Consider the following 22,486-nt stretch of genomic DNA (forward strand, 5'->3'; position numbering starts at 1 on the left):
GACTGCGCCGCCTTTGGGCGTGCTCACACTACAGCGGCGCGTCCGCTCGATACAGTGTGAACGCGCGCGATGATCCGACTTCAGAACCTTACCTTACAACGTGGTCCACAACGCCTGCTCGAAGGCGCCGAAATGACCCTGCACGCCGGCCACAAAGCCGGCCTGATCGGTGCCAACGGCGCCGGCAAGTCCAGCCTGTTCGCCCTGCTGCGCGGCGAGCTTGGCCCGGATGCCGGCGATTGCCACCTGCCGCCGGACTGGCGCATCGCCCACATGCGCCAGGAGGTCGACGACCTCGAACGTCTGGCCGTGGACTATGTGCTCGATGGCGACATCCACCTGCGTCAGGTGCAGCGCGGCCTGGCGGCTGCCGAAGCGGCCCATGACGGCACGGCCATCGCCCGCCTGCACAGTGAGCTGGACAACGCCGACGGCTACACCGCCGATGCCCGCGCGCGCAAGTTGCTGGCCGGCCTCGGCTTCAGCAACGAACAGATGGACAAGCGCGTCGGCGACTTCTCCGGTGGCTGGCGCATGCGCCTGAACCTGGCCCAGGCGCTGATGTGCCCGTCGGATCTGCTGCTGCTCGATGAACCGACCAACCACCTCGACCTCGACGCCATCCTCTGGCTGGAAGAGTGGCTGAAGAGCTACCCCGGCACCCTGTTGCTGATCTCCCACGACCGCGACTTCCTCGATGCCGTGGTCGACCATGTGGCGCACCTCGAGCAGCAGAAGCTGACGCTCTACCGTGGCGGCTACTCGGCCTTCGAGCGCACCCGTGCCGAACGTCTGGCGCAGCAGCAGCAGGCGTACGAGAAGCAGCAGGCGCAGCGCGAGCACATGGAAAAGTACATCGCCCGCTTCAAGGCCCAGGCGACCAAGGCGCGTCAGGCGCAGAGCCGGATCAAGGCCCTGGAACGCCTGGAGGAACTGGCGCCGGCGCATGTCGATTCGCCGTTCGACTTCGTCTTCCGCGAGGCCGACAAGATTTCCAGCCCGCTGCTGGACATGGCCGACGTGCAGCTCGGTTATGGCGACAAGGCGGTGCTGCAACAGGTCAAGTTGCAGCTGGTTCCGGGTGCGCGCATCGGCCTGCTCGGCCCCAACGGTGCCGGCAAGTCGACCCTGATCAAGACCCTGTCCGGCGAGCTCACGCCGCTGTCCGGCCGTCTGGCCCGTGGCGAGAACCTGTCGATCGGTTACTTCGCCCAGCACCAGCTCGACTCGCTGGATGCCAAGGCCAGCCCGCTGCTGCACCTGCAGCGCATTGCCCCGGGCGAACGCGAGCAGACCCTGCGCGACTTCCTCGGCGGCTTCGACTTCCGCGGCCCGCGTTGTGACGAGGCGGTGCAGAACTTCTCCGGTGGCGAGAAGGCGCGCCTGGCCCTGGCGCTGATCGCCTGGGGCAAGCCCAATCTGCTGCTGCTCGACGAACCGACCAACCACCTCGACCTGGAAATGCGCCTGGCGCTGACCATGGCCCTGCAGGAGTTTGCCGGCGCGGTGCTGGTGGTCTCCCACGATCGCCACTTGCTGAAAAGCACCACCGACGAATTCCTCCTGGTCGCCGATGGGCGCGTGCAGCCCTTCGATGGCGATCTTGAAGACTACGCGCGCTGGCTGGTCGACTTCCGTGCCCGCCAGCAGCCGCAAACCACGGCCACGCCGGCCGCCGACAAGACCGACAAACGCGCTCAGCGCCAGGTCGCCGCCGCCCTGCGTCAGCAGCTGGCACCGCACAAGCGCGAGGCGGACAAGCTGGAAAGGGAGCTGGGCAAGCTGCATGAGCAGCTGGCCAAGGTCGAACAGCGTCTAGGCGACAGTGACATCTACGAGGCCGCGCGCAAGGACGAGCTGCGCGACTTGCTGGCCGAACAGGCGCGTCTGAAAAGCCGTGAAGCCGAGCTGGAAGAAAGCTGGATGGCCGCCCTGGAGCAGCTCGAAGCGCTGGAGCAACAGCTGGCGCAAGCCGACTAAGCTGTTCTCCATCACGGCCTGCTTTTCCGCTTTCGTTTAGCGGCCGTGTCTGCTGGGCGGCGTGCCGGCAAACGCGTAGGCTGGCGGCTGGGCGTTCGCCGTCTGCCGTCATTCCTTGCAATCACTGAGGTATTCGCCATGGCTATCGAGACCTGGCTCGCTTTCTTCGTCGCCTGCTGGGTGATCAGCCTGTCGCCGGGTGCCGGTGCCATCGCCTCGATGAGCGCTGGCCTGCAGTATGGTTTCTGGCGTGGCTACTGGAACGCCCTCGGCCTGCAGCTGGCGTTGCTGATGCAGATCGCCGTGGTGGCGGCCGGCCTCGGTGCGGTGCTGGCTACCTCGGAACTGGCTTTCAATCTGATCAAGTGGTTTGGTGTGGCCTACCTGGTCTATCTCGGCTGGAAGCAGTGGGTTGCCTTGCCCGGCGAGATTTCCACGGATGAGGGCGAGCGGCCGCTGGGGCGACCTTTGACCCTGGTGCTGCGCGGCTTTCTGGTCAACGCCAGCAACCCCAAGGCGATCATCTTCATCCTTGCGGTGTTGCCGCAGTTTCTCGATCCCAAGCAGTCGCTGCTGATCCAGTACGCGGTGATGGCTGCCACCATGGTGGCGGTGGATCTGGTGGTCATGGCCGGCTACACCGGCCTGGCCGCGCGCGTCCTGCGGGCGCTGCGCTCACCGCGCCAGCAGCGCATTCTCAGCCGCACCTTTGGCGGCCTGTTCATGGCTGCCGCCGGCCTGCTGGCCATGGTGCGACGTACCGCCTGAGGGGCTGCTCAAAGGCGCCCAGCTTTCGGCGGCTGACTTACCATGGCGGCTTTTCCGTGGTTGGAGTACCCCACGCAATGCGAGTCTGGATCGATGCCGACGCCTGCCCCCGGGCGGCGCGGGATCAGGTGGTGAAGTTTGCCCTCAAGCGTGGCTTCGAAGTGGTGCTGGTGGCCGGCCAGCCGGTGGCGCGGCCGGGCTTTACCTGCGTGCGGCTGATCGTGGTGCCCAGTGGCCCGGATGCGGCGGATGATTACCTGGTCGAGCATGCCGTGCCCGGCGAACTGGTGATCTGCAGCGATGTGCCGCTGGCCGATCGCCTGGTGAAGAAGGGCGTCAGTGCCCTCGATCCGCGCGGTCGCGAGTTCGACGAGCGCAACATGGGCGAGCGCCTGGCGGTGCGCAACCTGTTCACCGATCTGCGTGAACAGGGCCAGATGGGCGGCGGCCAGGCCGCCTATGGCGAGAAGGACCGCCAGGCCTTTGCCAACTCACTGGACCGTATTCTTACCCGCCTGATGAAGTAGCCCGGATGCAATCCGGGTCGGAGTTGCCTGCTTCCCGGATTGCATCCGGGCTACGGGTTGGCACATACGCCTTACGGAAAATTCGTGGCGGCTCTCAGCCGCACAGGTAGGTGCCGGTGCCCACGGCCACCAGGCTACCGTCGTCGCTGTGCAGCTCGCTGCGTACCACCGCCACCTTGTTGCCGGAACGCAGCAGCACGGCCGTGGCGGTGAACAGCTGGCCGCGGCCGGGGCGCAGGTAGTCGACGCGCAGGTCGATGGTGCCGAGCTTGGACAGCCGCGCCATGCGTTCGCTGCTGGACAGGTGCTGGTGCTTGTCGAACGCGCCGATCAGCGCCATGGCGCCGCCGGCGACGTCGAGCAGCGAGGAAATCACCCCGCCATGCAGGATGCCGTGGACGAAGTTGCCGATCAGCTCGGGCTTCATCGGCAGCTCCATCACCACCTTGTCAAGGGACAGCTCGACCAGCTGGATGCCCAGCACCTGGTTGAACGGAATGCGTTGGAAGAAACCGGCGACGGCGTCGCGCAGTTCGGCGGTGAGTTCGAAGGTGGGCTGGCTCATGGGCGGTTAGGTCTGCGGCAGGGGCGGAAGGCCCCACGCTGCCGCAGTTGCGCGCGCTTGACCAGTGGGGCGGCGGAGCCACGGTGTGGAATGGCTCTTTTGCCCCGCTGATGGTGCGGGAGGTCTGTCTGCGTAGGGTGTGCCGTGCGCACTGCGCACACCGGTCAGGTTCTCAGTGCGGGTGTGCCAGCTCTAGCACCCGATCAACCAGCTTGTTGATTCCACTAGCCGCTTCGGCAATCGACTGGGCGAGCATGTAGGCCGGGGTGCTGACCAGTTTGTGCGCGCTGTCCTCGACTATGTCTTCCACGGCACAGGCCTGGTGGCTACCGCCCATGGCCTGCAGGGCTTCGGCGGCCGGGTCTTCGGCGCTGCCCAGGGTGCAGGTGACCCCCGCGCCAAAGATCTTCACCGCAAGGGCCGGGGCGATGCAGATCAGGCCGATCGGCTTGCCGGCCTTGGCAAAGGCCTGGGCTGCGGCGAGCACGTCGGCTTGCACCGTGCAGTCGGCGCCCTGCAAGGCGAAGTCGGAGAGGTTCTTGGCCACGCCAAAGCCGCCCGGCAGTATCAGCGCATCGAAGTGCTCGACGTGCAGTTCGCGCACATCCTCGACATTGCCGCGGGCGATGCGCGCCGCTTCGATCAGCACATTGCGGCTTTCCGCCATTTCCTCGCCGGTCAGGTGGTTGATCACGTGCATCTGCGCCACGTTCGGCGCGAAACACTGCACCTGGGCGCCGCGCTGGTCGAGGCGCAGCAGGGTGATCACGCTTTCGTGGATTTCTGCGCCGTCGTAGACGCCGCAACCGGAGAGGATGACGGCTACCTTTTTGCTCATGGTGTGCTCCTGATCGGGAAAACAGCGGGTGTCGCCAAATGCCGGTCACCCTGGCATGCCCGGTACTCGGTGCGCGCGGGTGCGTGGCTTAGCATGGCAACAGATAGGGCAATCCTAGCCCGCGATCCGCCGCAACGATATGGGTGACCCGTGAATTACATCCTCTATGCCGTGCCCGTGTTCTTTCTGCTGATCGGTCTGGAGTTGCTCGCCGACCGTTGGCGCGGCCTGCGTACCTATCGTCTGGCCGACTCCCTGAACAGCCTCAGCGCCGGCGTGCTGTCGACCACCAGCGGCCTGCTGACCAACGCCATTGGCCTGCTGACCTACGCCTTTGCCTGGCAACAGCTGGCGTTGTTCGAACTGTCGGCCGACAGTCTGTGGGTCTGGTTGCTGGCTTTCGTCTTCTACGACTTCTGCTACTACTGGCTGCACCGCATGGGGCACGAGCGCAGCATCCTCTGGGCGGCCCATTCGGTGCATCACCAGAGCGAGGAGTACAACCTCTCCACCGCCCTGCGCCAGACCAGCACGGGCTTTATCTTCGGCTGGATCTTCTATCTGCCGATGGCGATCGCCGGGGTGCCGCCGCTGGTCTTTCTCACGGTCGGTGCGCTCAATCTGCTCTATCAGTTCTGGGTGCATACCCGGCACATCCCCAAGCTCGGCTGGTTCGAGTGGTTCTTCGTCAGCCCGTCCAACCACCGCGTACACCATGCGCAGAACCCGGTGTACATGGATCGCAACTACGGCGGCGTGTTCATCCTCTGGGATCGCCTGTTCGGTACCTTCCAGGAGGAGCTGGACGACGAGCCGGTGGTGTTCGGCGTGACCACCCCGCTGCGCAGCTGGAATCCGCTGTGGGCCAACCTGCAGGTGTATGCCGCGTTGTGGCAGGACGCGCTGCGCGCCGAGTCCTGGTGGGACAAGCTGCGCATCTGGTTCATGCGCACCGGCTGGCGCCCGGCGGATGTCGCCGCGCGCTTCCCGCACGGCAAACCCGACCTCAGCCAGTTCCAGCGCTTCGAGGTGCCTTTGGCGCGGCCCCGCCAGCTGTATGCGCTGCTGCAGTTCGTGCTCTATGTGCTGGGGGGCACTTGGCTGCTCGGGCATGATGAGCAGGTGCCGCTGTCGGTACTGCTGCTTGGCTGCGCCTGGGTGACCTTCGGTCTGTATGCCATCGGCACCTGGCTGGAGAACCGTCCCTGGGCCGCTCGCCTGGAACTGCTGCGCCTGCTGCTCAACCTGCCGCTGCTCGGGCTGGCGCAGCAGCTGGGTCTGCTGGCGGCGTCGGCGAATGCCTGGGCGCTGCTGGCCGGTTACACACTGGTCAGCTTGCTGGCGCTGATCCTGCTGCAGCGGCAATGGGTCGCGCCGCTGCGCGCCTGATTCCTTGCCGCGACGCTGTCGCGTCGTCATCAATTGGTCATAATGGGGGCTTATAACCGTCACACTGAGCCCGCGCGCGTGGGCCCCGGAGTTTGCCGTGAGCTTTACCCCCGCCAATCGCCTGTTCCCCGCCACCCGCCTGCGCCGCAACCGCCGCGATGATTTTTCCCGCCGCCTGGTGCGCGAGAATCGCCTGAGTGTCGACGACCTGATCCTGCCGGTGTTCGTCCTCGACGGGGAAAACCGCCGCGAAGCGATCCCCTCGATGCCGGGCGTCGAGCGCCTGTCCATCGACCTGCTGCTCAAGGAAGCGGAAGAGTGGGTGGCCCTGGGTATTCCGGCGCTGGCGCTGTTCCCGGTGACGCCGCTGGAGAAGAAGTCGCTGCTCGGTGAGGAAGCCTGGAACCCGGATGGCATTGCCCAGCGTGCGATCCGTGCCCTGCGTGCGAAATTCCCTGAGCTGGGGGTGATCAGCGACGTGGCCCTCGACCCCTTTACCACCCACGGTCAGGACGGCATCCTCGACGACAGTGGCTACGTGCAGAACGACATCACCGTCGATGCGCTGGTCAAGCAGGCGCTGTCGCATGCCGCTGCCGGTGCCCAGGTGGTGGCGCCGTCGGACATGATGGATGGGCGCATTCAGGCGATCCGCGAGGCCCTCGAGCTGGCTGACCACAGCAACGTGCGCATCATGGCCTACTCGGCCAAGTACGCCAGCGCCTACTACGGCCCGTTCCGCGATGCGGTCGGCTCGGCGGCCAACCTGGGCAAGGCCAACAAGGCCAGTTACCAGATGGACCCGGCCAATGGCGACGAGGCGCTGCACGAAGTGGCGGCCGACCTGGCCGAAGGCGCCGACATGGTCATGGTCAAGCCGGGCATGCCGTATCTGGATATCCTGCAGCGGGTTAAAACGGAATTCCGTGTGCCGACCTTCGTCTATCAGGTCAGCGGCGAGTACGCCATGCACATGGCGGCGATTCAGAATGGCTGGCTCAGTGAAGCGGTCATCCTTGAGTCGCTGACGGCTTTCAAACGTGCAGGGGCTGATGGCATCCTCACTTACTTCGCCAAGCGGGCGGCAGAATTGATCAAGGCGGGGCAGTAAGCCCCCTGGGAAGTGATGGCATGAACACCGAGGGATTGAGCAATAACGCGGCGCTGGACGCACAGCCGAGCAACGAGAGCGTGGTCGAGCCGGTCGTAGTCGAGGCGGTCGTCGTCCCGCCCGCGCCGGTCGTAGCGCCCATCGCGGTGCCGGGGCTGGATGACAGCAGCCTGTACATCCACCGCGAGTTGTCCCAGCTGAAGTTCAACATCCGCGTGCTGGAACAGGCGCTGGACGAGTCCTATCCGCTGCTCGAACGCTTGAAGTTCCTGCTGATCTTCTCCAGTAACCTCGACGAGTTCTTCGAGATCCGCGTGGCCGGCCTGAAGAAGCAGATCAACTTCGCCCGCGAACAGGCCGGTGCCGATGGCCTGCAGCCGCACCAGGCGCTGGCGCGGATCTCCGAGCTGGTGCATGTACAGGTAGAGCGGCAGTACGCGATCCTCAACGACACCCTGCTGCCGGCCCTGGAGCAGCACCAAGTGCGCTTCATCCGCCGACGCAACTGGACGGTCAAGCTAAAGGCCTGGGTGCGCCGCTATTTCCGTGACGAGATCGCGCCGATCATCACCCCGATCGGCCTCGACCCGACGCACCCGTTCCCTTTGCTGGTGAACAAGAGCCTGAACTTCATCGTCGAGCTGGAAGGCATCGATGCCTTCGGCCGCGACTCCGGTCTGGCGATCATCCCGGCGCCACGCCTGCTGCCGCGCATCATCAAGGTGCCGGAAGAGGTCGGCGGGGCGGGGGACAACTACGTGTTCCTCTCCTCGATGATCCACGCCCACGCCGACGACCTGTTCCAGGGCATGAAAGTCAAAGGCTGCTACCAGTTCCGCCTGACCCGCAACGCCGACCTGTCGGTGGACACCGAGGACGTCGAGGACCTGGCCCGTGCCCTGCGCGGCGAACTGTTCTCCCGCCGTTACGGTGACGCGGTGCGCCTGGAGGTGGCCGACACCTGCCCGAAACAGCTGTCGGACTACCTGCTCAAGCAGTTCAACCTGAGTGAGAGCGAGCTGTATCGGGTCAACGGTCCGGTCAACCTGACTCGCCTGTTCAGCATTACCGGCCTGGATAGCCACCCGGAGCTGCAGTACGCGCCGTTCACCCCGGTGATCCCTAAGCTGCTGCAGAACGCCGAGAACATCTTCAGTGTGATCAGCAAGCAGGACATCCTCCTGCTGCACCCCTTCGAGTCCTTCACCCCGGTGGTCGACCTGCTGCGCCAGGCGGCGAAAGACCCGCACGTGCTGGCGATCAAGCAGACCCTGTACCGCTCGGGGGCCAACTCGGAGATCGTCGACGCGCTGGTTGAGGCGGCGCGCAACGGTAAGGAAGTCACCGCGGTGATCGAGCTGCGCGCGCGCTTCGACGAAGAGTCCAACCTGCAACTGGCCAGCCGCCTGCAGGCTGCCGGTGCGGTGGTGATCTACGGCGTGGTCGGCTACAAGACCCACGCCAAGATGATGCTGATCCTGCGCCGCGAGAACGGCGAGATCGTTCGCTACGCGCACCTCGGCACCGGCAACTACCACGCCGGTAACGCCCGCCTGTACACCGACTACAGCCTGCTCACCGCCGATGTGGCCCTCGGTGAGGACGTGTCCAAGCTGTTCAGCCAGCTGATCGGCATGGGCAAGACCCTGCGCATGAAGAAGCTGCTGCATGCGCCCTTCACCCTGAAGAAGACCCTGCTTGATCTCATCGCCTTCGAGACCCTGCAGGCCAGCGAAGGCAAGCCGGCGCACATCATTGCCAAGTTCAACTCGCTGACCGATCCGAAGATCATCCGCGCGCTGTACAAGGCCAGCCAGACCGGGGTGAAGATCGACCTGGTGGTGCGCGGCATGTGCTGCCTGCGTCCTGGCGTGCCCGGGGTGTCGCACAACATTCAGGTGCGCTCGATCATCGGCCGCTTCCTCGAACATACCCGGGTGTTCTACTTCCTCAATGGCGGCGAGGAGAAGATCTACCTGTCCAGCGCCGACTGGATGGAGCGCAATCTCGACAAGCGCGTGGAGACCTGCTTCCCGGTGGAAGGGCGCAAGCTGATCGTGCGGGTGAAGAAGGAGCTGGAAGCCTATCTGACCGACAACACCCAGGCTTGGGCGCTACAGCCGGATGGGCGCTACGTGCGCATCACGCCGAGCGGCAACGCCAACCTGCGCAGTGCCCAGGCCAGCCTGTTGGAGAAGCTGACCAGCCCGCTGGCGCGCTGACACCGCGCGTTTGTGCGCTCAGCACCATGCAAAAGCCCCGCATCCGCGGGGCTTTTGCATGGTGTCGATGATCGGTGGTGCGCCTGGCAGGGCCCGGCCTAGTGAATGGTCAGGGTGAAGCCGATACGCTTCAACCATTCGGCTTCCTGGGCGAAGTCGGCCTGGGTCAGCGGGTTGAGCTCCAGCCAACCCGCCGGGAAGGTCAGGTCGAGGCTCTGCGGCCCGCCTTCCAGCTGCACCTTGGGCATTTCCTGGGCACCGCGGATGTGGTGGAAGAGGATGGCGAAGCGCAGCAGGACGCACAGGCGCAACAGCTTGATGCCTTCCTCGCCGAACTCGGCGAAGCGGTCTTTGGGGATGTTGCGGCGGTGGCCGCGTACCAGCAGGGCCAGCATCAGCTGATCCTGGCGCGAGAAGCCGGGCAGGTCGGAATGCTCGATCAGGTAGGCGCCGTGCTTGTGGTACTGGTAGTGGGCGATATCCAGACCGATTTCGTGCACCCGTGAGGCCCACTGCAGCAGGTCGCGGTGCCAGTCGTCGTCCAGTTGCCAGGCGGCGGTGACCTGTTCCAGCGCCGAGAGTGCCTTGGCCTCGACCCGAGCGGCCTGCTGCAGGTCGACGTGGTAGCGCTCCATGAGGGCGCTGAGGGTGCGCTCGCGCACGTCCTCGTGGTGGTGGCGGCCGAGCAGGTCATACAGCACGCCTTCGCGCAGGGCGCCTTCGGAGTGATCCATGCGCTGCAGGTCGAGGGCGTCGAAGATCGCCTCGGCGATGGCCAGGCCGGCCGGGAAGATATGCCGGCGGTCCGGCTTGATGCCATCCAGATCCAGTTTGTCGACCTCACCCAGCTTGAGCAGCTTGCGCTTGAGCCAGGCCAGGCCTTCGGGGTTGATCTCGCCATTGCCCAGGCCGCCGGCCTTGATTGCCAGCCCGACGGCGCGCAGGGTGCCGGAAGCGCCCACCGCTTCCTGCCAGCCCAGGCGTTGCAGGCCCTGTTCGATGGTCATCAGTTCCAGGCGCGCGGCGGTATAGGCCTGGGCATAGCGCGCGGCGGTGATCTTGCCGTCCTTGAAATAGCGCTGGGTGAAACTGACGCAGCCCATCTGCAGGCTTTCGCGCAGCAGCGGCTCGAAGCGCTGGCCGACGATGAACTCGGTGCTGCCGCCGCCGATATCGGCGACCAGGCGCTTGCCCGGGGTGTCGGCGATGCTGTGGGAAACGCCGAGGTAGATCAGACGCGCTTCTTCACGGCCGGAGATGACTTCCACCTGATGGCCGAGCAGGGCTTCGGCGCGGCGGATGAATTCAGCCCGGTTGCGCGCTTCGCGCAACGCGTTGGTGCCGACGATGCGTACCGCACCCTGGGGCAGGCCCTGGATCAGCTGGGCAAAGCGGCTCAGGCAGTCGAGGCCACGGAGCATGGCTTCTTCGCTGAGCAGGCGTTCGTCGTCGATGCCGGCGGCCAGCTGCACCTTCTCGCCGAGGCGCTCGAGGATGCGCACTTCACCATGTTCGGCCTTGGCCAGCACCATATGGAAGCTGTTCGAGCCGAGGTCGATGGCGGCGATCAAGGAAAACGACTTGGGAGCGGCTTGCGGCATGGTCAGGGGTCTCGATGCTGAACGGAGGCATCCTGCCGCGATCGGGCAGTCGGTTCAATGAGGTGCATGTTACCCTCCCAGACCCCGCCTGCCTCACTCTTTCATCAGCTTATTGCTGCATATCAATAGCTAGGGTCTGTTGCCGTTTCGTTCGCGAACCGCGTTGCTGCGCAAAATCGCGCCAGGCTAGGCGCGGGACGCAGGCAATGGTCATTCCCTTGCCAAGTCCCGCAACGACGCATGGCGCGATTTTGCGCGCAACCCGCAGGGACGGGCCCGTTTTTGTGCGGGACGTCGTTACTCGACGGCTCATTTGGACGACCAAACTTCGCGTCTCGCGCCTAGCCCCGCGCAAAAACGGGCTCCGTCGCGGCCGTGAACGAAACGGCAACAGACCCTAGGCTCAATCGACTGCGACTTTCAGTGAGGTCAAAGCCGGGCTATGATGGCGCCACTTTTTGCTTCAGAACCTGGAGACTATCCATGAGCGATTTCATCACCAACGTCAGCGACGCCAGCTTCGAAGACGACGTGATCAAGGCCGACGGCCCGGTCCTGGTCGACTACTGGGCCGAATGGTGCGGTCCGTGCAAGATGATCGCCCCGGTCCTCGACGAAATCGCCCAGACCTACCAGGGCAAACTGAAGGTCTGCAAGCTGAACATCGACGAGAACCAGGACACCCCGCCGAAGTACGGCGTGCGTGGCATCCCGACCCTGATGCTGTTCAAGAACGGCAACGTCGAAGCGACCAAGGTCGGTGCCCTGTCGAAGTCGCAACTGGCGGCTTTCCTCGACGCCAACATCTGATTGCGCGCGGCTCTGCCGCCCCAGTCAGCTGCTGTAAGAAGCCCCGCACCTAGCGGGGCTTTTTCTTGGGCAGGCTAGCAGGCTGTTGAAAAACTACCTGCGTTGCCATCGCGGCGTTAAAAACAGGCTCAAAATGCTCATTTACAGCTCGTAAACTGCGCTTTTTCGCCTGTTTTTGCCTTGCGCTGGCTGCCTCGCCAACGTTTTTCAACAGCCTGCTAGACGCGTTGCCGGGGCCGGTGTTACATTCGGCCGGTCAGCGGTTCCTCCGCTGCCCTCCAAGCCGTCGCCGACGCATCCTAATTCGATAATATCGAGCGATTCAGTCGCCTTCTCGCGGCGCGGCTTCCAAAGCCCAGTGCTTTCCCTTCCCTTCCTCAAAGCTACGTCATTCCTATGAATCTGACCGAACTCAAGCAAAAGCCGATTGCCGATCTGCTCGAAATGTCTGAACAGATGGGCCTGGAAAACATGGCCCGTTCGCGCAAACAGGACATCATCTTCGCCCTGCTGAAAAAGCACGCTAAAAGCGGCGAAGAGATCTCCGGCGACGGCGTGCTGGAGATCCTCCAGGACGGCTTCGGCTTCCTGCGCTCCGCGGACTCCTCGTACCTGGCCGGCCCTGACGACATCTACGTCTCGCCCAGCCAGATCCGCCGCTTCAACCTGCGTACCGGTGACACCATCATCGGCAAGATCCGCCCGCCGAAAGAAGGCGAGCGTTACTTTGCCCTGCTCAAGGTCGACTCGATCAACTTCGACCGCCCGGAAAACGCCAAGAACAAGATCCTCTTCGAGAACCTCACGCCGCTGTTCCCCAATGAGCGTCTGAAGATGGAAGCCGGCAACGGCTCCAAGGAAGACCTCACAGCACGGGTGATCGATCTCTGCGCCCCGATCGGCAAGGGCCAGCGCGGCCTGATCGTCGCCCAGCCGAAAGCCGGTAAGACGATCATGCTGCAGAACATCGCGGCCAACATCACCCGCAACAACCCCGAGTGCCACCTGATCGTTCTGCTGATCGACGAGCGCCCGGAAGAAGTGACCGAGATGCAGCGCACCGTGCGCGGCGAAGTGGTTGCCTCGACCTTCGACGAACCGCCGACCCGCCACGTGCAGGTTGCCGAAATGGTGATTGAGAAGGCCAAGCGCCTGGTCGAGCACAAGAAGGATGTGGTCATCCTGCTCGACTCCATCACCCGTCTGGCGCGTGCCTACAACACCGTGATCCCGAGCTCCGGCAAGGTCCTCACCGGTGGTGTCGACGCCCACGCCCTGGAGAAGCCGAAACGCTTCTTCGGCGCCGCGCGTAACATCGAGGAAGGCGGTTCGCTGACCATCATCGCCACCGCGCTGGTAGAAACCGGCTCGAAGATGGACGAAGTGATCTACGAAGAGTTCAAGGGCACCGGCAACATGGAGCTGATCCTTGATCGCCGCGTTTCCGAGAAGCGCGTGTTCCCCGCTATCAACATCAACAAGTCCGGCACCCGCCGCGAAGAGTTGCTGACCGGCGAGGAAGAGCTGTCGCGCATGTGGATTCTGCGCAAGCTGCTGCACCCGATGGACGAAATCGCCGCCATCGAGTTCCTCCTCGACAAGCTGAAAGACAGCAAGACCAACGATGAATTCTTCCTCTCCATGAAGCGGAAATAATTCAGTCGTGACCACAAAGGCCGGGGAAACCCGGCCTTTGCATTTCTGCGGCCTTCTGAATAACCCAGTTCGGCGCTAAACTTTGCGCCCCGACCTGCACGCCTATACGAGGCTCAAGCATGCAGTATCGCGACCTTCGCGACTTTATCCGCGGCCTGGAACAGCGCGGCGAACTCAAGCGCATCCAGACGCCGGTTTCCCCCGTGCTGGAAATGACCGAAATCTGCGACCGCACCCTGCGCAAGGGCGGCCCGGCGCTGCTGTTCGAGAACCCCACGGGCTTCGACATGCCGGTGCTCGGCAACCTGTTCGGCACGCCCAAGCGCGTGGCCCTGGGCATGGGCGCCGAGGAAGTCAGCGAGCTGCGCGAGATCGGCAAGCTGCTGGCCTTCCTCAAGGAGCCGGAGCCGCCGAAAGGCCTGAAGGATGCCTGGAGCAAGCTGCCGATCTTCAAGAAGGTCCTGAGCATGGCGCCCAAGGTGCTCAAGGATGCACCGTGCCAGGAAGTGATCGAGGAGGGCGACGACGTCGACCTGACCAAGCTGCCGGTGCAGACCTGCTGGCCGGGCGATGTCGGCCCGCTGATCACCTGGGGCCTGACCATCACCAAGGGCCCGAACAAGGACCGGCAGAACCTCGGCATCTATCGCCAGCAGGTCATTGGTCGCAACAAGGTGATCATGCGCTGGCTCAGCCACCGTGGTGGCGCCCTGGATTTCCGCGACTGGTGCGAGAAGTTTCCCGGCCAGCCCTATCCGGTGGCCGTGGCCCTCGGTGCCGACCCGGCGACCATTCTCGGCGCGGTCACCCCGGTGCCGGACAGCCTCTCCGAGTACGCCTTTGCCGGCCTGCTGCGCGGCAACAAGACCGAGCTGGTCAAGGCCCGCGGCAGCGACCTGCAAGTGCCGGCCAGCGCCGAAATCGTCCTCGAAGGGGTGATCCATCCCGGCGAGATGGCCGACGAAGGCCCGTATGGCGACCACACCGGCTACTACAACGAAGTCGACCGCTTCCCGGTATTCACCGTCGAGCGCATCACCCGCCGGCAGAAGCCGATCTACCACAGCACCTACACCGGCCGCCCGCCGGATGAGCCGGCGATTCTCGGCGTGGCGCTGAACGAAGTGTTCGTGCCGATCCTGCAGAAGCAGTTCCCGGAAATCACCGACTTCTACCTGCCGCCGGAAGGTTGCTCGTACCGCATGGCGGTGGTGACCATGAAGAAGCAGTACCCCGGCCACGCCAAGCGCGTGATGCTCGGCGTGTGGTCGTTTTTGCGACAGTTCATGTACACCAAGTTCGTTATCGTCACCGACGACGATATCAATGCACGGGACTGGAACGACGTGATCTGGGCGATTACCACGCGCATGGACCCCAAGCGCGACACGGTGCTGATCGACAACACGCCGATCGACTACCTCGACTTCGCCTCGCCGATCTCCGGCCTGGGCTCGAAGATGGGCCTGGATGCGACTCACAAGTGGCCGGGTGAAACCAACCGCGAGTGGGGCCGCGCCATCGTTCAGGACGAGGCGGTCAAGCAGCGGGTGGATGAGCTGTGGGCTGAGCTGGGGATCGACTGATGAGTTCGGCTGCTACTTGTAGGAGCCAGCTCGCTGGCGATTTTCTGTTGCCGTCCATGGATCGCCAGCAAGCTGGCTCCTACAGGGCTGGGCAGGCATGAAAGTCACCCTGCAACCCTCCGGCGCGGTACTCGAGGTCCAGGCCGGCGAGCGCATCCTCGATGCCGCACGGCGTCTCGGCTACGACTGCCCGCAGAGCTGTCGCAACGGCAACTGCCATATCTGCTCGGCCCTGCTGGTCGAGGGCCGGGTACGCCAGAGTGGTGAAGAGCGCGACCACGGCGAGCTGTACACCTGCCTGGCCGAACCGCTGCAGGACTGCGTGTTGCATTGGGATGGCGTGTTGGCACCCGGTGAGTTGCCGCTGCGCGAGCTGAACTGCCAGTTGCTCGAATGCACCGACGTGGGTGGTGATGTGTTTCGCGTGCGTCTGCGCACCCCGGCCGGCAAGCTGCCGCGTTACCACGCCGGGCAATACCTGCTGGTGCAGCGTGAGGATGGCGAATATTCCGCCTTCTCCCTGGCCTCGGCGCCGCACAGTGGGCGCGAGCTGGAACTGCATGTGCTGGCCCGCGAAGAAAGCGCCAGCGAGTTGCTGGCATTCCTGCGTCGCCAGGGTTTTGCCAGGGTGCAGCTGCCCTTCGGCGACACCCACCTGGCCGAACTGCCGGCCGGGCCGCTGGTGCTGATCGCCGCCGGTACCGGCATGGCACAGATGCACAGCCTGATCGAACACTGCCGCGCCGCCGGTTTCCAGCACCCGGTGCATTTGTACTGGGGCGTGCGCCACGCCGAGGACTTCTACCAGCTGCCGCACTGGGCCGACTGGCAGCAGACCCCCGGTCTGCACCTGCATCGGGTGGTCAGTGAGCAGGGGGAGTGGTCCGGGCGCTGTGGCCTGCTGCACGAGGCGGTGTGCGAGGACTTCGCCGACCTCAAGGCCCTGCATGTATATGCCAGCGGCTCGCCAGCGATGGTCTACGGCACCCTCGACGCGCTGGTCGAAGCCGGGATGGATGCCCACCAGATGCGCGCCGACGTGTTTGCCTACGCCCCACGCTAAGGCATTAGCGTAACGCGTAGCCCGGACTTCAGTCCGGGAGTCGGGCGGCGGATGTCCCGGACTGAAGTCCGGGCTACGTCACTTCACCGATCCACCACGCGTATGCGAGTGGTGGATGAAAAAGGCGTCATCCACCCTACGGCCTGATCCTGTAGGAGCCAGCTTGCTGGCGATAGGCAGACAGCGTCCCGCTGATCGCTAGCAAGCTGGCTCCTACAAAACGTAGATAAGGTTGTGCTGAATAACAGTCAGCTCAGCGCACCTGCACCACCACCTTGCCCACCGCCTTGCGCTGGCCCAGGGCATTGATCGCCTCGGCGGCCTGCTCCAGCGGGAAGACCTGCGACACCAGCGGCTTGAGTTTGCCCTCGGCATGCCAGGCGAATAGCTGCTTGAAGTTGGCGGCGTTGTCCTGCGGCTGGCGCTGGGCGAAGGAGCCCCAGAACACCCCGACCACCGCCGTGCCCTTGAGCAGGGTGAGGTTGACCGGCAGCTCGGGGATGCGCCCGCTGGCGAAACCGACCACCAGCAGGCGGCCATTCCAGGCGATGGCGCGGATGGCTTGGTCGAACAGGTCGCCACCGACCGGGTCGTAGATCACGTCCGCGCCCTGGCCGCCGGTGAGCTTCTTCACTTCTTCCTTGAGGCTCGACTCGCTGTAGTTGATCAGGTGGTCGGCGCCAGCCGCCTTGGCCACGGCCAGCTTCTCTGCGCTGCTGGCGGCGGCGATCACGGTGGCGCCCATCGCCTTGCCGATCTCCACCGCAGCCAGGCCAACACCACCGGAGGCGCCGAGTACCAGCAGGGTTTCACCCGGCTGCAGGTTGGCGCGCTGTTTGAGGGCGTGCATCGAGGTGCCGTAGGTCATGCCGAAGGCGGCGGCGGTATTGAAATCGAGGCCGCGCGGAATCGGCATGACGTTGTAGCCGGGCACGGCCACCTGTTCGGCGAAGCTGCCCCAGCCGGTCAGCGCCATCACCCGGTCGCCGGCCTTGACGTGCTCGACCTTCTCGCCGACTTCCAGCACCACCCCGGCCGCTTCGCCGCCCGGGGAGAAGGGGAAGGGCGGCTTGAATTGGTATTTGCCTTCGATGATCAGGGTGTCGGGGAAGTTGACCCCGGCGGCGTGCACCTCAAGGAGGATCTCGTTCTTCTTGAGCGCGGGGCTGGCAACGTCTTCCACTACCAGGGTTTCGGCCGGGCCGAAGGCTTTGCACAGAACGGCTTTCATCACGAAATTTCCTCAGCGGGTTGATGGTCTGGCAGTGTAGGTGGCACGCTTGGCCGGTCAACGAGCATGCCCTGGCCTGATGCCGGTGTATAAGCGTTGGGCTTGGGTGCCAGCGCGGCAATGGCTATGCTAGTGCGCTGACTTGAACGTATTTCCAAGGCTGCACACTAGCGCCACACCTTCTTGAGGAACTGCCGTCGTGAAAATCTGCATCGCTCTGCTGTTGGCTCTGTCGTTGCCATTTACCGCTCTGGCCAGCGGTGGTGCAGAGGAAGAGCAGGAAGGCGAGAACGCGGCGCCCAAGGTGGCCTACTACAGCCTGGTGCCGGCTCTGGTTGGCAACTTTGGTGCAGGTCCCAAGCTGAAGGTCTACAAGGCCGATATCGCCCTGCGGGTGACCGGCACCGAGGCCGAAGAAAAGGTCGAGCATCATGAGCCGCTGATCCGCAACCAACTGGTGATGCTGTTCTCCCAGCAGACCGAAGCCAGCATGGGTAGCCAGGACGCCAAGGAAAAACTGCGCCTGGAAGCCCTCAAGCAGGTGCAGGACGCGCTCAATCAGGAAGAAGGCAAGCCCTACGTCGAGGACCTGCTGTTCAACAACCTGATCATCCAGTAACCCGCCACTGTTTGCCTCTCCATGCCGGGCGCGCCGTACGCACCAGCTGGCCCGCCAATGCCTTGATGCGCATGGCGTACCCCACAGCCACATATGCATGCGCAGTGCATCGACCCCTGCGATCCGCAACAGCTCGCATGACTTGGCGCAGGTTCTCAGGCGCCGGGGGATTCTGACGGGCTGTAGCCGGAGGCCTGTGCGGCGCTCCAGATGCGGGTCTGGTTGCGTCCGCTGTGTTTGGCCTGGTACAGCGCCTGGTCGCTGCGGGCGATCAGGCTGCCGGGGTGATCCTCGTTGGCCGGATCGGCGACGGCCAGGCCAATGCTCAGGGTCAGGTACTGCTGCGGGCTGCCGGGGTGGGGGATGGCCAGGTTGGCAATCAGTTCGTGGACCCGCGCTGCAACATGCTCGCCGCCATCCAGGCCGGTGTTGGCCAGGATGATGGAAAACTCCTCGCCACCGTAGCGGCAGGCCACGTCGCCCTCGCGTTGCAGGCATTCCTGCAGCACGCTGGCGACCTTGCGCAGCGCATCGTCGCCAGCCAGGTGGCCGAGCGCATCGTTGTAGGCCTTGAAGTGGTCGATATCGATCATCAGCAGGGTCAGCGGTGCGCCGATCCGGCGCAGGCGTCGCCATTCACCCTGCAGCTGTTGATCGAAGAAGCGCCGGTTGTACAGGCCGGTCAGGCCATCCAGCTGCGACAGGCGTTGCAGGCGGGCCTCCAGAGCCAGGCGCTCGCGGTTGTCGCGGGACACGGCGATCAGGTATTCGCGTTCATGCAGTTGCACCAGCTGGGTATTGATCTCGGCCGCCTGGCTGCTGCCGTCGCGCCGGCGCATCTCGCGCTGGAAGATGCGCGGCTGGTTGTCCTGCTGCGCGCTGCGGGCCTGTTTCAGCCAGGCGTGGAAGCCTGGCAGCAACTGTTCGGGGTCATTGCGCAGCAGCTGGGCGAAGTGTTCGGCACGGTAACCAAGGCTGGCATAGGTGGCCTGGTTCATGTGCAGCAGCTCGCGGCTTTCGGTATCGAAGATGAACAGGCTGTCCTGGCAGGAGTCGGTGAGGTCGAGCACCAGCTGCAGGCGCTCGCGGCTGTCGCGCAGGCGGCGTTCGACGGCTTCGCGGCGGGTGGCCTCGATTTTCAGCAGACGATTGCTCACCTGCAGCGCCTCGGCGCGCCGGGCATTTTCCAGGGCCAGGGCCAGGGCGGCGACCAGCAGCAGACTGATGGCCAGGCTGGCCCCCAGCACCACCCGGGGCAGTGGCGAATTGAGGCGCTGCAGAAGGGCCTGGGTCGGGTTCAGCTGCAGGCTGAAGGTGCGATTGTTGAGCAGTTGCAGGGCCACGCGCTGGGGCATCTGCGCCAGGCTGCCCGGCGCCTGGTGGCTGTACAGGGGGCTGTCGTTTTCCAGCAGCTGCACGCTGAACTCGCCGTTGTCGAGGCTGTCGAGCAATTGCGTCATCAGCGGCTCGACGCGAAACACGCCCTGCAGGAACCCATCGAACTGGCGCTGGCCCTGGGCATCCTGGAGGAACAGGGGGGTATAGAGGACGAAGCCGCGGCCGCCCTGGACCAGCTGGAAACTGTTGGAGAAGCGCTGTTCACCGCTGCTCTTGGCCTGCATGGCCAGAAGGTAGTTGGGATGGTCGGCGCTCAGGCGAAAACTTCGCGCCGCCTCGTTGCCGGCCAGCGGCAGCAGCCAGCGCATGCGCAGATCGGCGCCGACCCACTGGATCGACTGATAGGCTGGAAAGCCCTGCAGGGCCATGTTCGCCTCGTGCTCCCATGCGGCCTGTTGCAGGCGGCCCAGGTTGTTCCACAGGCGTGCGATGCGTTCGAGGCTTTGCACCTCGTTACTCAGGTTGTTTTCCAGTTGTCGGGCGAGGGTGCGTGCCTGGTAGCCGACGTGCTCCTCCAGGCGCTTGTGCTGGTCGCTTTCCAGCAGGCGCCAGAGCATCAGGCTGGCGCTGCACAGCACCAGGAGGAGGAGGGCCAGCGCCAGTCTTGCCGGCCAGACCGAGCGTGCGCGCATGAGGAAACTCCAGGAGCGTCTCAATCCTGATAGCACAGCGCCGCACGAGACTCAACGCATGGCCAGGATTGCCGCCCATTGCCCACTGCTGACCGGCATGACCGATAGCCGGCTGCCGCGTTGCACCAGGGCCAGTTCGCTGAGTTCGCCGGTGGCTTTCAGCTGGGCCAGTGGCAGCACGCGCGGGAAGGCTTCGACGAATTCCACGTCGATGGCGCTCCACGGGTTCTTATCATGGCTGGCCTTGGCGTCGAAGTAGTGGCTGGCGGGGTCCAGAGCGGTCGGGTCGGGGTAGGTGGCGCCGACGATGCGGGCAATCCCGGCGATGCCCGGTTCGGGGCAGCTGGAGTGATAAAAGAAGAATTCATCGCCCTCTTGCATGCTGCGCAGGAAGTTGCGCGCCTGGTAATTGCGCACGCCATCCCAGCGCGCGCGACCGAGGCGCTGCAGGTCATGGATCGACAGTTCGTCGGGTTCGGATTTCATCAGCCATTTCGGCATGAACTTTGCTCCTGTTTGCCGGTCTTCGGTGGCGTAGTTCAAATCGTTCTCGCTACCGACAGCTATAAGGTGCCAGCAGTGGTTCGGTCCAAAGTGCTCCGCAGAGAGCAGAAGGCCAGCCTGGCGCCTTGCATGACCAATAAGAACACCACCACCGGTCAGTCGATGCAGTGTGCCTGGAAAGGGGGAGGCAACCAATGAAGCGTAAAAAGCCGGATCTATTGTGGGTACTGGTGATCCTGTTCAGTCTGGGCATGGTTACCACGGGTTACACCCAGAACCTCTGGGAGCGTCAGGGCGAGCAGGCTGTCAGCCAGGCGCCGCAGTAAACGCAGCATGAACGAGCGCCGCAGGGATCGCGGTGCCATCGTTGTCTCTCGCCAGTAGGCGTTCAGCCGTACCAGCCGCCATCCGTCACCACCGCCTTTAGCCTTACATCCCAGCTGGCCAGTTCCAGCCTGTCCACTTTCTGACATTCATGGGCCAGTCCCAACAGTGTCGGCTTGTGCCAATTTTTGCGCAGTTGGCGATAGGCCAGCTCTCGATCATAGAAACCACCGCCCATGCCCAGGCGGCCGCCATGCTCGTCGAAGCCGACCAACGGTAGCAGGATCAGATCCAGGGTCCAGGCGCGGCGCTGGCGTTTGGGATTGGACAGGGGTTCGGCGATGCGGAAGCGATTGGCTGCCAATCGATCGTGCAGCTGCAGGCGCTGGAAGCGCATTCTGGTGCGTGGCCAGCAGCTGAGTACCGGCAGGTAGACGGCTTTGCCGCGTGACTGGGCGGCACGCAGCAGTGGGCGCGGGTCGATCTCGCCATCGTTGGGCAGGTACAGGGCGATATCGCGGGCGCGGCGAAACAGCGGGTGTTGGGCCAACTGCCGGTAGAGGGCGCGGGCGGCCTGTTGCTGTTGCAAGGGGGAGAGGTTGCGGCGCGCCTGGCGCAGCTGGCGGCGCAGGGCCGGGCGGGACAGATTGCCGGCTTCAAGCATGCGAGCCTGCTCAAGCTCTGCTGCGCATCGGTCATGCTGCGTTAAAACCGTCTTCGGAATGCTCATTTACAGCTCGTAAACTCCGCTTCCTCAGCCGCTTTTGCCTTGCCTGACCTTTGCTCGCGAAAGCTTGAGCAGGCTCGAAAAATGAGGACTCCCCGGTTGTGCCGCTGTCGGGTTAGCCCTTGAACCCGAAAGTTCAAGGTGGAGATTGCAGGAGGCGTTCAGGCTTTCCGTCAGGCGGACATGCACACCGGCCCCACTTGCAACCCCCGTGGTTGTGCGTATCGGCTCAGGGACATCACCGACTGGCAAACACACCAGGGAGCTGGCGCGAGTATACCCCAATCGCCCGCTCTGCAATCAGATGCCGAGGCCATCCTGATCGGTGGCCAGGGCGCTGTCGACGCGCGTCAGCAGGTCGCGCACCCGCTCGCGGGTGTGATCGGCCTCCTGGTCCAGGCGCTGCTGCTTGTGCAGCAGGTCATGGGTGATATTCAGTGCGGCCATCACGGCAATGCGGTCGGCGCCGATGACTTTGCCGCCGGAGCGGATCTCGCGCATCTTGCCGTCCAGATAGCGCGCGGCGCTTTCCAGATTGCTGCGTTCGTCTGGCGGGCAGGCGATGCAGTATTCCTTGTCGAGGATATGTACGGTGACAGTGTTCGGCTGGGTCATGTGTCCTGCTCCAGGGCTTTCAGGCGCGAAATCATCGATTCGACCTTGTGCCGGGCCAGTTCGTTCTTTTCGATCAGATGGGCGCGTTCCTCGCGCCAGGCCTTCTCACTGGCCAGCAGGGCACGGTTCTGCGACTTGAGCTGCTCCACGCGCTGGATCAACAGCTCCAGCTTGCGTGTAAGGGCTTGCAGTTCGAGGTCTTCCATGGGCTCCCTACCTGGGTGATGAGTGGCGGAACTATAAAGGATTGCCGGGCTTGCGCTGCGACCGGATCGCGATTCTCGCAGGCTCTGCCCGCGGCCCGCTGACGCAGGGCTTCG

The 22,486-nt window shown here is 64.3% G+C and carries 21 protein-coding genes and 1 other RNA gene; 12 read left to right on the top strand and 10 right to left on the bottom strand.

Features of this window, described 5'->3' with window-relative positions; all coding sequences use genetic code 11:
* Positions 1-69 precede the first annotated feature (69 nt).
* The 3 genes from LRS11_RS06595 to LRS11_RS06605 all read left to right on the top strand — a co-directional run bounded on the left by LRS11_RS06595 (position 70) and on the right by LRS11_RS06605 (position 3,275).
* Positions 70-1,980, top strand: a complete 1,911-nt coding sequence (locus LRS11_RS06595) for an ATP-binding cassette domain-containing protein (RefSeq protein WP_260496071.1) — start codon at positions 70-72, stop codon at positions 1,978-1,980.
* 138 nt (positions 1,981-2,118) lie between these two features.
* Positions 2,119-2,748 (top strand): LysE family transporter, encoded by a 630-nt coding sequence (locus tag LRS11_RS06600; RefSeq protein WP_260496072.1) that lies wholly within the window; start codon positions 2,119-2,121, stop codon positions 2,746-2,748.
* Positions 2,749-2,825: 77 nt separating this feature from the next.
* On the top strand, positions 2,826-3,275 hold the full coding sequence (locus LRS11_RS06605; RefSeq protein WP_260496073.1) for a YaiI/YqxD family protein: 450 nt from the start codon (positions 2,826-2,828) through the stop codon (positions 3,273-3,275).
* Positions 3,276-3,369: 94 nt separating this feature from the next.
* Here LRS11_RS06605 and LRS11_RS06610 read toward each other — a convergent pair whose 3' ends face one another.
* Positions 3,370-3,840: a thioesterase family protein gene (locus LRS11_RS06610; protein ID WP_260496074.1), complete on the bottom strand. Its 471-nt coding sequence runs from the start codon at positions 3,838-3,840 to the stop codon at positions 3,370-3,372.
* A 172-nt stretch (positions 3,841-4,012) separates the two neighbouring features.
* On the bottom strand, positions 4,013-4,678 hold the full coding sequence (elbB, locus tag LRS11_RS06615; RefSeq protein WP_182832382.1) for an isoprenoid biosynthesis glyoxalase ElbB: 666 nt from the start codon (positions 4,676-4,678) through the stop codon (positions 4,013-4,015).
* A 150-nt stretch (positions 4,679-4,828) separates the two neighbouring features.
* Here elbB and LRS11_RS06620 point away from each other — a divergent pair, with 150 nt between their 5' ends.
* The 3 genes from LRS11_RS06620 (at position 4,829) to ppk1 (ending at position 9,400) form a co-directional block, all read left to right on the top strand.
* A complete protein-coding gene (locus tag LRS11_RS06620; protein WP_260496075.1) occupies positions 4,829-6,067 on the top strand; it encodes a sterol desaturase family protein in 1,239 nt (412 codons plus the stop codon).
* A 97-nt stretch (positions 6,068-6,164) separates the two neighbouring features.
* Complete coding sequence (gene hemB, locus LRS11_RS06625) at positions 6,165-7,178, top strand: porphobilinogen synthase (RefSeq protein WP_260496076.1); 1,014 nt, start codon at positions 6,165-6,167, stop codon at positions 7,176-7,178.
* Between the two features lie 20 nt (positions 7,179-7,198).
* Entirely contained in the window at positions 7,199-9,400 is a 2,202-nt protein-coding gene (ppk1, locus tag LRS11_RS06630; protein ID WP_260496077.1) for a polyphosphate kinase 1, read from the top strand.
* A 98-nt stretch (positions 9,401-9,498) separates the two neighbouring features.
* Here ppk1 and ppx read toward each other — a convergent pair whose 3' ends face one another.
* Positions 9,499-11,001 carry an exopolyphosphatase gene (ppx, locus tag LRS11_RS06635; protein WP_260496078.1) on the bottom strand — a complete coding sequence of 501 codons (1,503 nt, stop codon included), beginning with the start codon at positions 10,999-11,001 and terminating at the stop codon, positions 9,499-9,501.
* A 483-nt stretch (positions 11,002-11,484) separates the two neighbouring features.
* On the opposite strand from ppx, the gene trxA reads away from it, so the two are divergent.
* From trxA to LRS11_RS06655, 4 genes are all read left to right on the top strand, one after another.
* Positions 11,485-11,811, top strand: a complete 327-nt coding sequence (trxA, locus tag LRS11_RS06640; protein ID WP_173210248.1) for a thioredoxin TrxA — start codon at positions 11,485-11,487, stop codon at positions 11,809-11,811.
* Positions 11,812-12,207: 396 nt separating this feature from the next.
* Positions 12,208-13,467, top strand: coding sequence for a transcription termination factor Rho (rho, locus tag LRS11_RS06645; RefSeq protein ID WP_173210246.1), 1,260 nt, complete (start codon positions 12,208-12,210; stop codon positions 13,465-13,467).
* A 119-nt stretch (positions 13,468-13,586) separates the two neighbouring features.
* Positions 13,587-15,053: a 4-hydroxy-3-polyprenylbenzoate decarboxylase gene (gene ubiD, locus LRS11_RS06650; protein WP_260496079.1), complete on the top strand. Its 1,467-nt coding sequence runs from the start codon at positions 13,587-13,589 to the stop codon at positions 15,051-15,053.
* A 97-nt stretch (positions 15,054-15,150) separates the two neighbouring features.
* Positions 15,151-16,116 (top strand): CDP-6-deoxy-delta-3,4-glucoseen reductase, encoded by a 966-nt coding sequence (locus tag LRS11_RS06655; protein WP_260496080.1) that lies wholly within the window; start codon positions 15,151-15,153, stop codon positions 16,114-16,116.
* Positions 16,117-16,369: 253 nt separating this feature from the next.
* Here the strand turns inward: LRS11_RS06655 and LRS11_RS06660 are convergent, their stop codons facing one another.
* On the bottom strand, positions 16,370-17,347 hold the full coding sequence (locus LRS11_RS06660; protein WP_260496081.1) for an NADPH:quinone oxidoreductase family protein: 978 nt from the start codon (positions 17,345-17,347) through the stop codon (positions 16,370-16,372).
* Positions 17,348-17,546: 199 nt separating this feature from the next.
* Between LRS11_RS06660 and LRS11_RS06665 the strand changes: the two genes are divergently transcribed.
* Positions 17,547-17,966, top strand: a complete 420-nt coding sequence (locus tag LRS11_RS06665; RefSeq protein WP_260496082.1) for a flagellar basal body-associated protein FliL — start codon at positions 17,547-17,549, stop codon at positions 17,964-17,966.
* A 155-nt stretch (positions 17,967-18,121) separates the two neighbouring features.
* On the opposite strand, the gene LRS11_RS06670 is transcribed toward LRS11_RS06665, so the two are convergent.
* Both LRS11_RS06670 and LRS11_RS06675 read right to left on the bottom strand, forming a co-directional pair.
* Positions 18,122-19,996, bottom strand: a complete 1,875-nt coding sequence (locus LRS11_RS06670; protein ID WP_260496083.1) for a diguanylate cyclase domain-containing protein — start codon at positions 19,994-19,996, stop codon at positions 18,122-18,124.
* A 51-nt stretch (positions 19,997-20,047) separates the two neighbouring features.
* A complete protein-coding gene (locus LRS11_RS06675; RefSeq protein WP_260496084.1) occupies positions 20,048-20,497 on the bottom strand; it encodes an EVE domain-containing protein in 450 nt (149 codons plus the stop codon).
* Between the two features lie 197 nt (positions 20,498-20,694).
* Here LRS11_RS06675 and LRS11_RS06680 point away from each other — a divergent pair, with 197 nt between their 5' ends.
* Positions 20,695-20,826, top strand: coding sequence for a hypothetical protein (locus LRS11_RS06680; protein WP_260496085.1), 132 nt, complete (start codon positions 20,695-20,697; stop codon positions 20,824-20,826).
* Between the two features lie 62 nt (positions 20,827-20,888).
* Here the strand turns inward: LRS11_RS06680 and LRS11_RS06685 are convergent, their stop codons facing one another.
* From LRS11_RS06685 to LRS11_RS06700, 4 genes are all read right to left on the bottom strand, one after another.
* Positions 20,889-21,488, bottom strand: coding sequence for a 5-formyltetrahydrofolate cyclo-ligase (locus tag LRS11_RS06685; RefSeq protein ID WP_260496086.1), 600 nt, complete (start codon positions 21,486-21,488; stop codon positions 20,889-20,891).
* A gap of 151 nt (positions 21,489-21,639) precedes the next feature.
* A non-coding RNA gene (gene ssrS / locus LRS11_RS06690) (6S RNA) lies at positions 21,640-21,818 on the bottom strand.
* A 33-nt stretch (positions 21,819-21,851) separates the two neighbouring features.
* Positions 21,852-22,166, bottom strand: a complete 315-nt coding sequence (locus LRS11_RS06695) for a cell division protein ZapA (RefSeq protein WP_260496087.1) — start codon at positions 22,164-22,166, stop codon at positions 21,852-21,854.
* On the bottom strand, positions 22,163-22,372 hold the full coding sequence (locus tag LRS11_RS06700; RefSeq protein WP_182832366.1) for a TIGR02449 family protein: 210 nt from the start codon (positions 22,370-22,372) through the stop codon (positions 22,163-22,165). Before LRS11_RS06700 ends, LRS11_RS06695 begins: the two co-directional genes overlap by 4 nt.
* Between the last annotated feature and the right edge of the window lie 114 nt (positions 22,373-22,486).

The sequence above is a fragment of the Pseudomonas sp. J452 genome (assembly GCF_024666525.1).
Lineage (GTDB): Bacteria > Pseudomonadota > Gammaproteobacteria > Pseudomonadales > Pseudomonadaceae > Aquipseudomonas.

What these genes read in the sequence shown, in the direction of transcription:
- LRS11_RS06605 (WP_260496073.1), top strand. Translation starts at nt 2,826, where the DNA reads ATGCGAGTCTGGATCGATGCCGACGCCTGCCCCCGGGCGGCGCGGGAT.
- LRS11_RS06695 (WP_260496087.1), bottom strand. Translation starts at nt 22,166, where the DNA reads ATGACCCAGCCGAACACTGTCACCGTACATATCCTCGACAAGGAATAC.
- ppk1 (WP_260496077.1), top strand. Translation starts at nt 7,199, where the DNA reads ATGAACACCGAGGGATTGAGCAATAACGCGGCGCTGGACGCACAGCCG.
- ubiD (WP_260496079.1), top strand. Translation starts at nt 13,587, where the DNA reads ATGCAGTATCGCGACCTTCGCGACTTTATCCGCGGCCTGGAACAGCGC.
- LRS11_RS06675 (WP_260496084.1), bottom strand. Translation starts at nt 20,497, where the DNA reads ATGCCGAAATGGCTGATGAAATCCGAACCCGACGAACTGTCGATCCAT.
- LRS11_RS06670 (WP_260496083.1), bottom strand. Translation starts at nt 19,996, where the DNA reads ATGCGCGCACGCTCGGTCTGGCCGGCAAGACTGGCGCTGGCCCTCCTC.
- trxA (WP_173210248.1), top strand. Translation starts at nt 11,485, where the DNA reads ATGAGCGATTTCATCACCAACGTCAGCGACGCCAGCTTCGAAGACGAC.
- LRS11_RS06685 (WP_260496086.1), bottom strand. Translation starts at nt 21,488, where the DNA reads ATGCTTGAAGCCGGCAATCTGTCCCGCCCGGCCCTGCGCCGCCAGCTG.
- LRS11_RS06680 (WP_260496085.1), top strand. Translation starts at nt 20,695, where the DNA reads ATGAAGCGTAAAAAGCCGGATCTATTGTGGGTACTGGTGATCCTGTTC.
- ppx (WP_260496078.1), bottom strand. Translation starts at nt 11,001, where the DNA reads ATGCCGCAAGCCGCTCCCAAGTCGTTTTCCTTGATCGCCGCCATCGAC.
- LRS11_RS06595 (WP_260496071.1), top strand. Translation starts at nt 70, where the DNA reads ATGATCCGACTTCAGAACCTTACCTTACAACGTGGTCCACAACGCCTG.
- rho (WP_173210246.1), top strand. Translation starts at nt 12,208, where the DNA reads ATGAATCTGACCGAACTCAAGCAAAAGCCGATTGCCGATCTGCTCGAA.
- LRS11_RS06610 (WP_260496074.1), bottom strand. Translation starts at nt 3,840, where the DNA reads ATGAGCCAGCCCACCTTCGAACTCACCGCCGAACTGCGCGACGCCGTC.
- LRS11_RS06600 (WP_260496072.1), top strand. Translation starts at nt 2,119, where the DNA reads ATGGCTATCGAGACCTGGCTCGCTTTCTTCGTCGCCTGCTGGGTGATC.
- LRS11_RS06655 (WP_260496080.1), top strand. Translation starts at nt 15,151, where the DNA reads ATGAAAGTCACCCTGCAACCCTCCGGCGCGGTACTCGAGGTCCAGGCC.
- LRS11_RS06700 (WP_182832366.1), bottom strand. Translation starts at nt 22,372, where the DNA reads ATGGAAGACCTCGAACTGCAAGCCCTTACACGCAAGCTGGAGCTGTTG.
- elbB (WP_182832382.1), bottom strand. Translation starts at nt 4,678, where the DNA reads ATGAGCAAAAAGGTAGCCGTCATCCTCTCCGGTTGCGGCGTCTACGAC.
- LRS11_RS06660 (WP_260496081.1), bottom strand. Translation starts at nt 17,347, where the DNA reads ATGAAAGCCGTTCTGTGCAAAGCCTTCGGCCCGGCCGAAACCCTGGTA.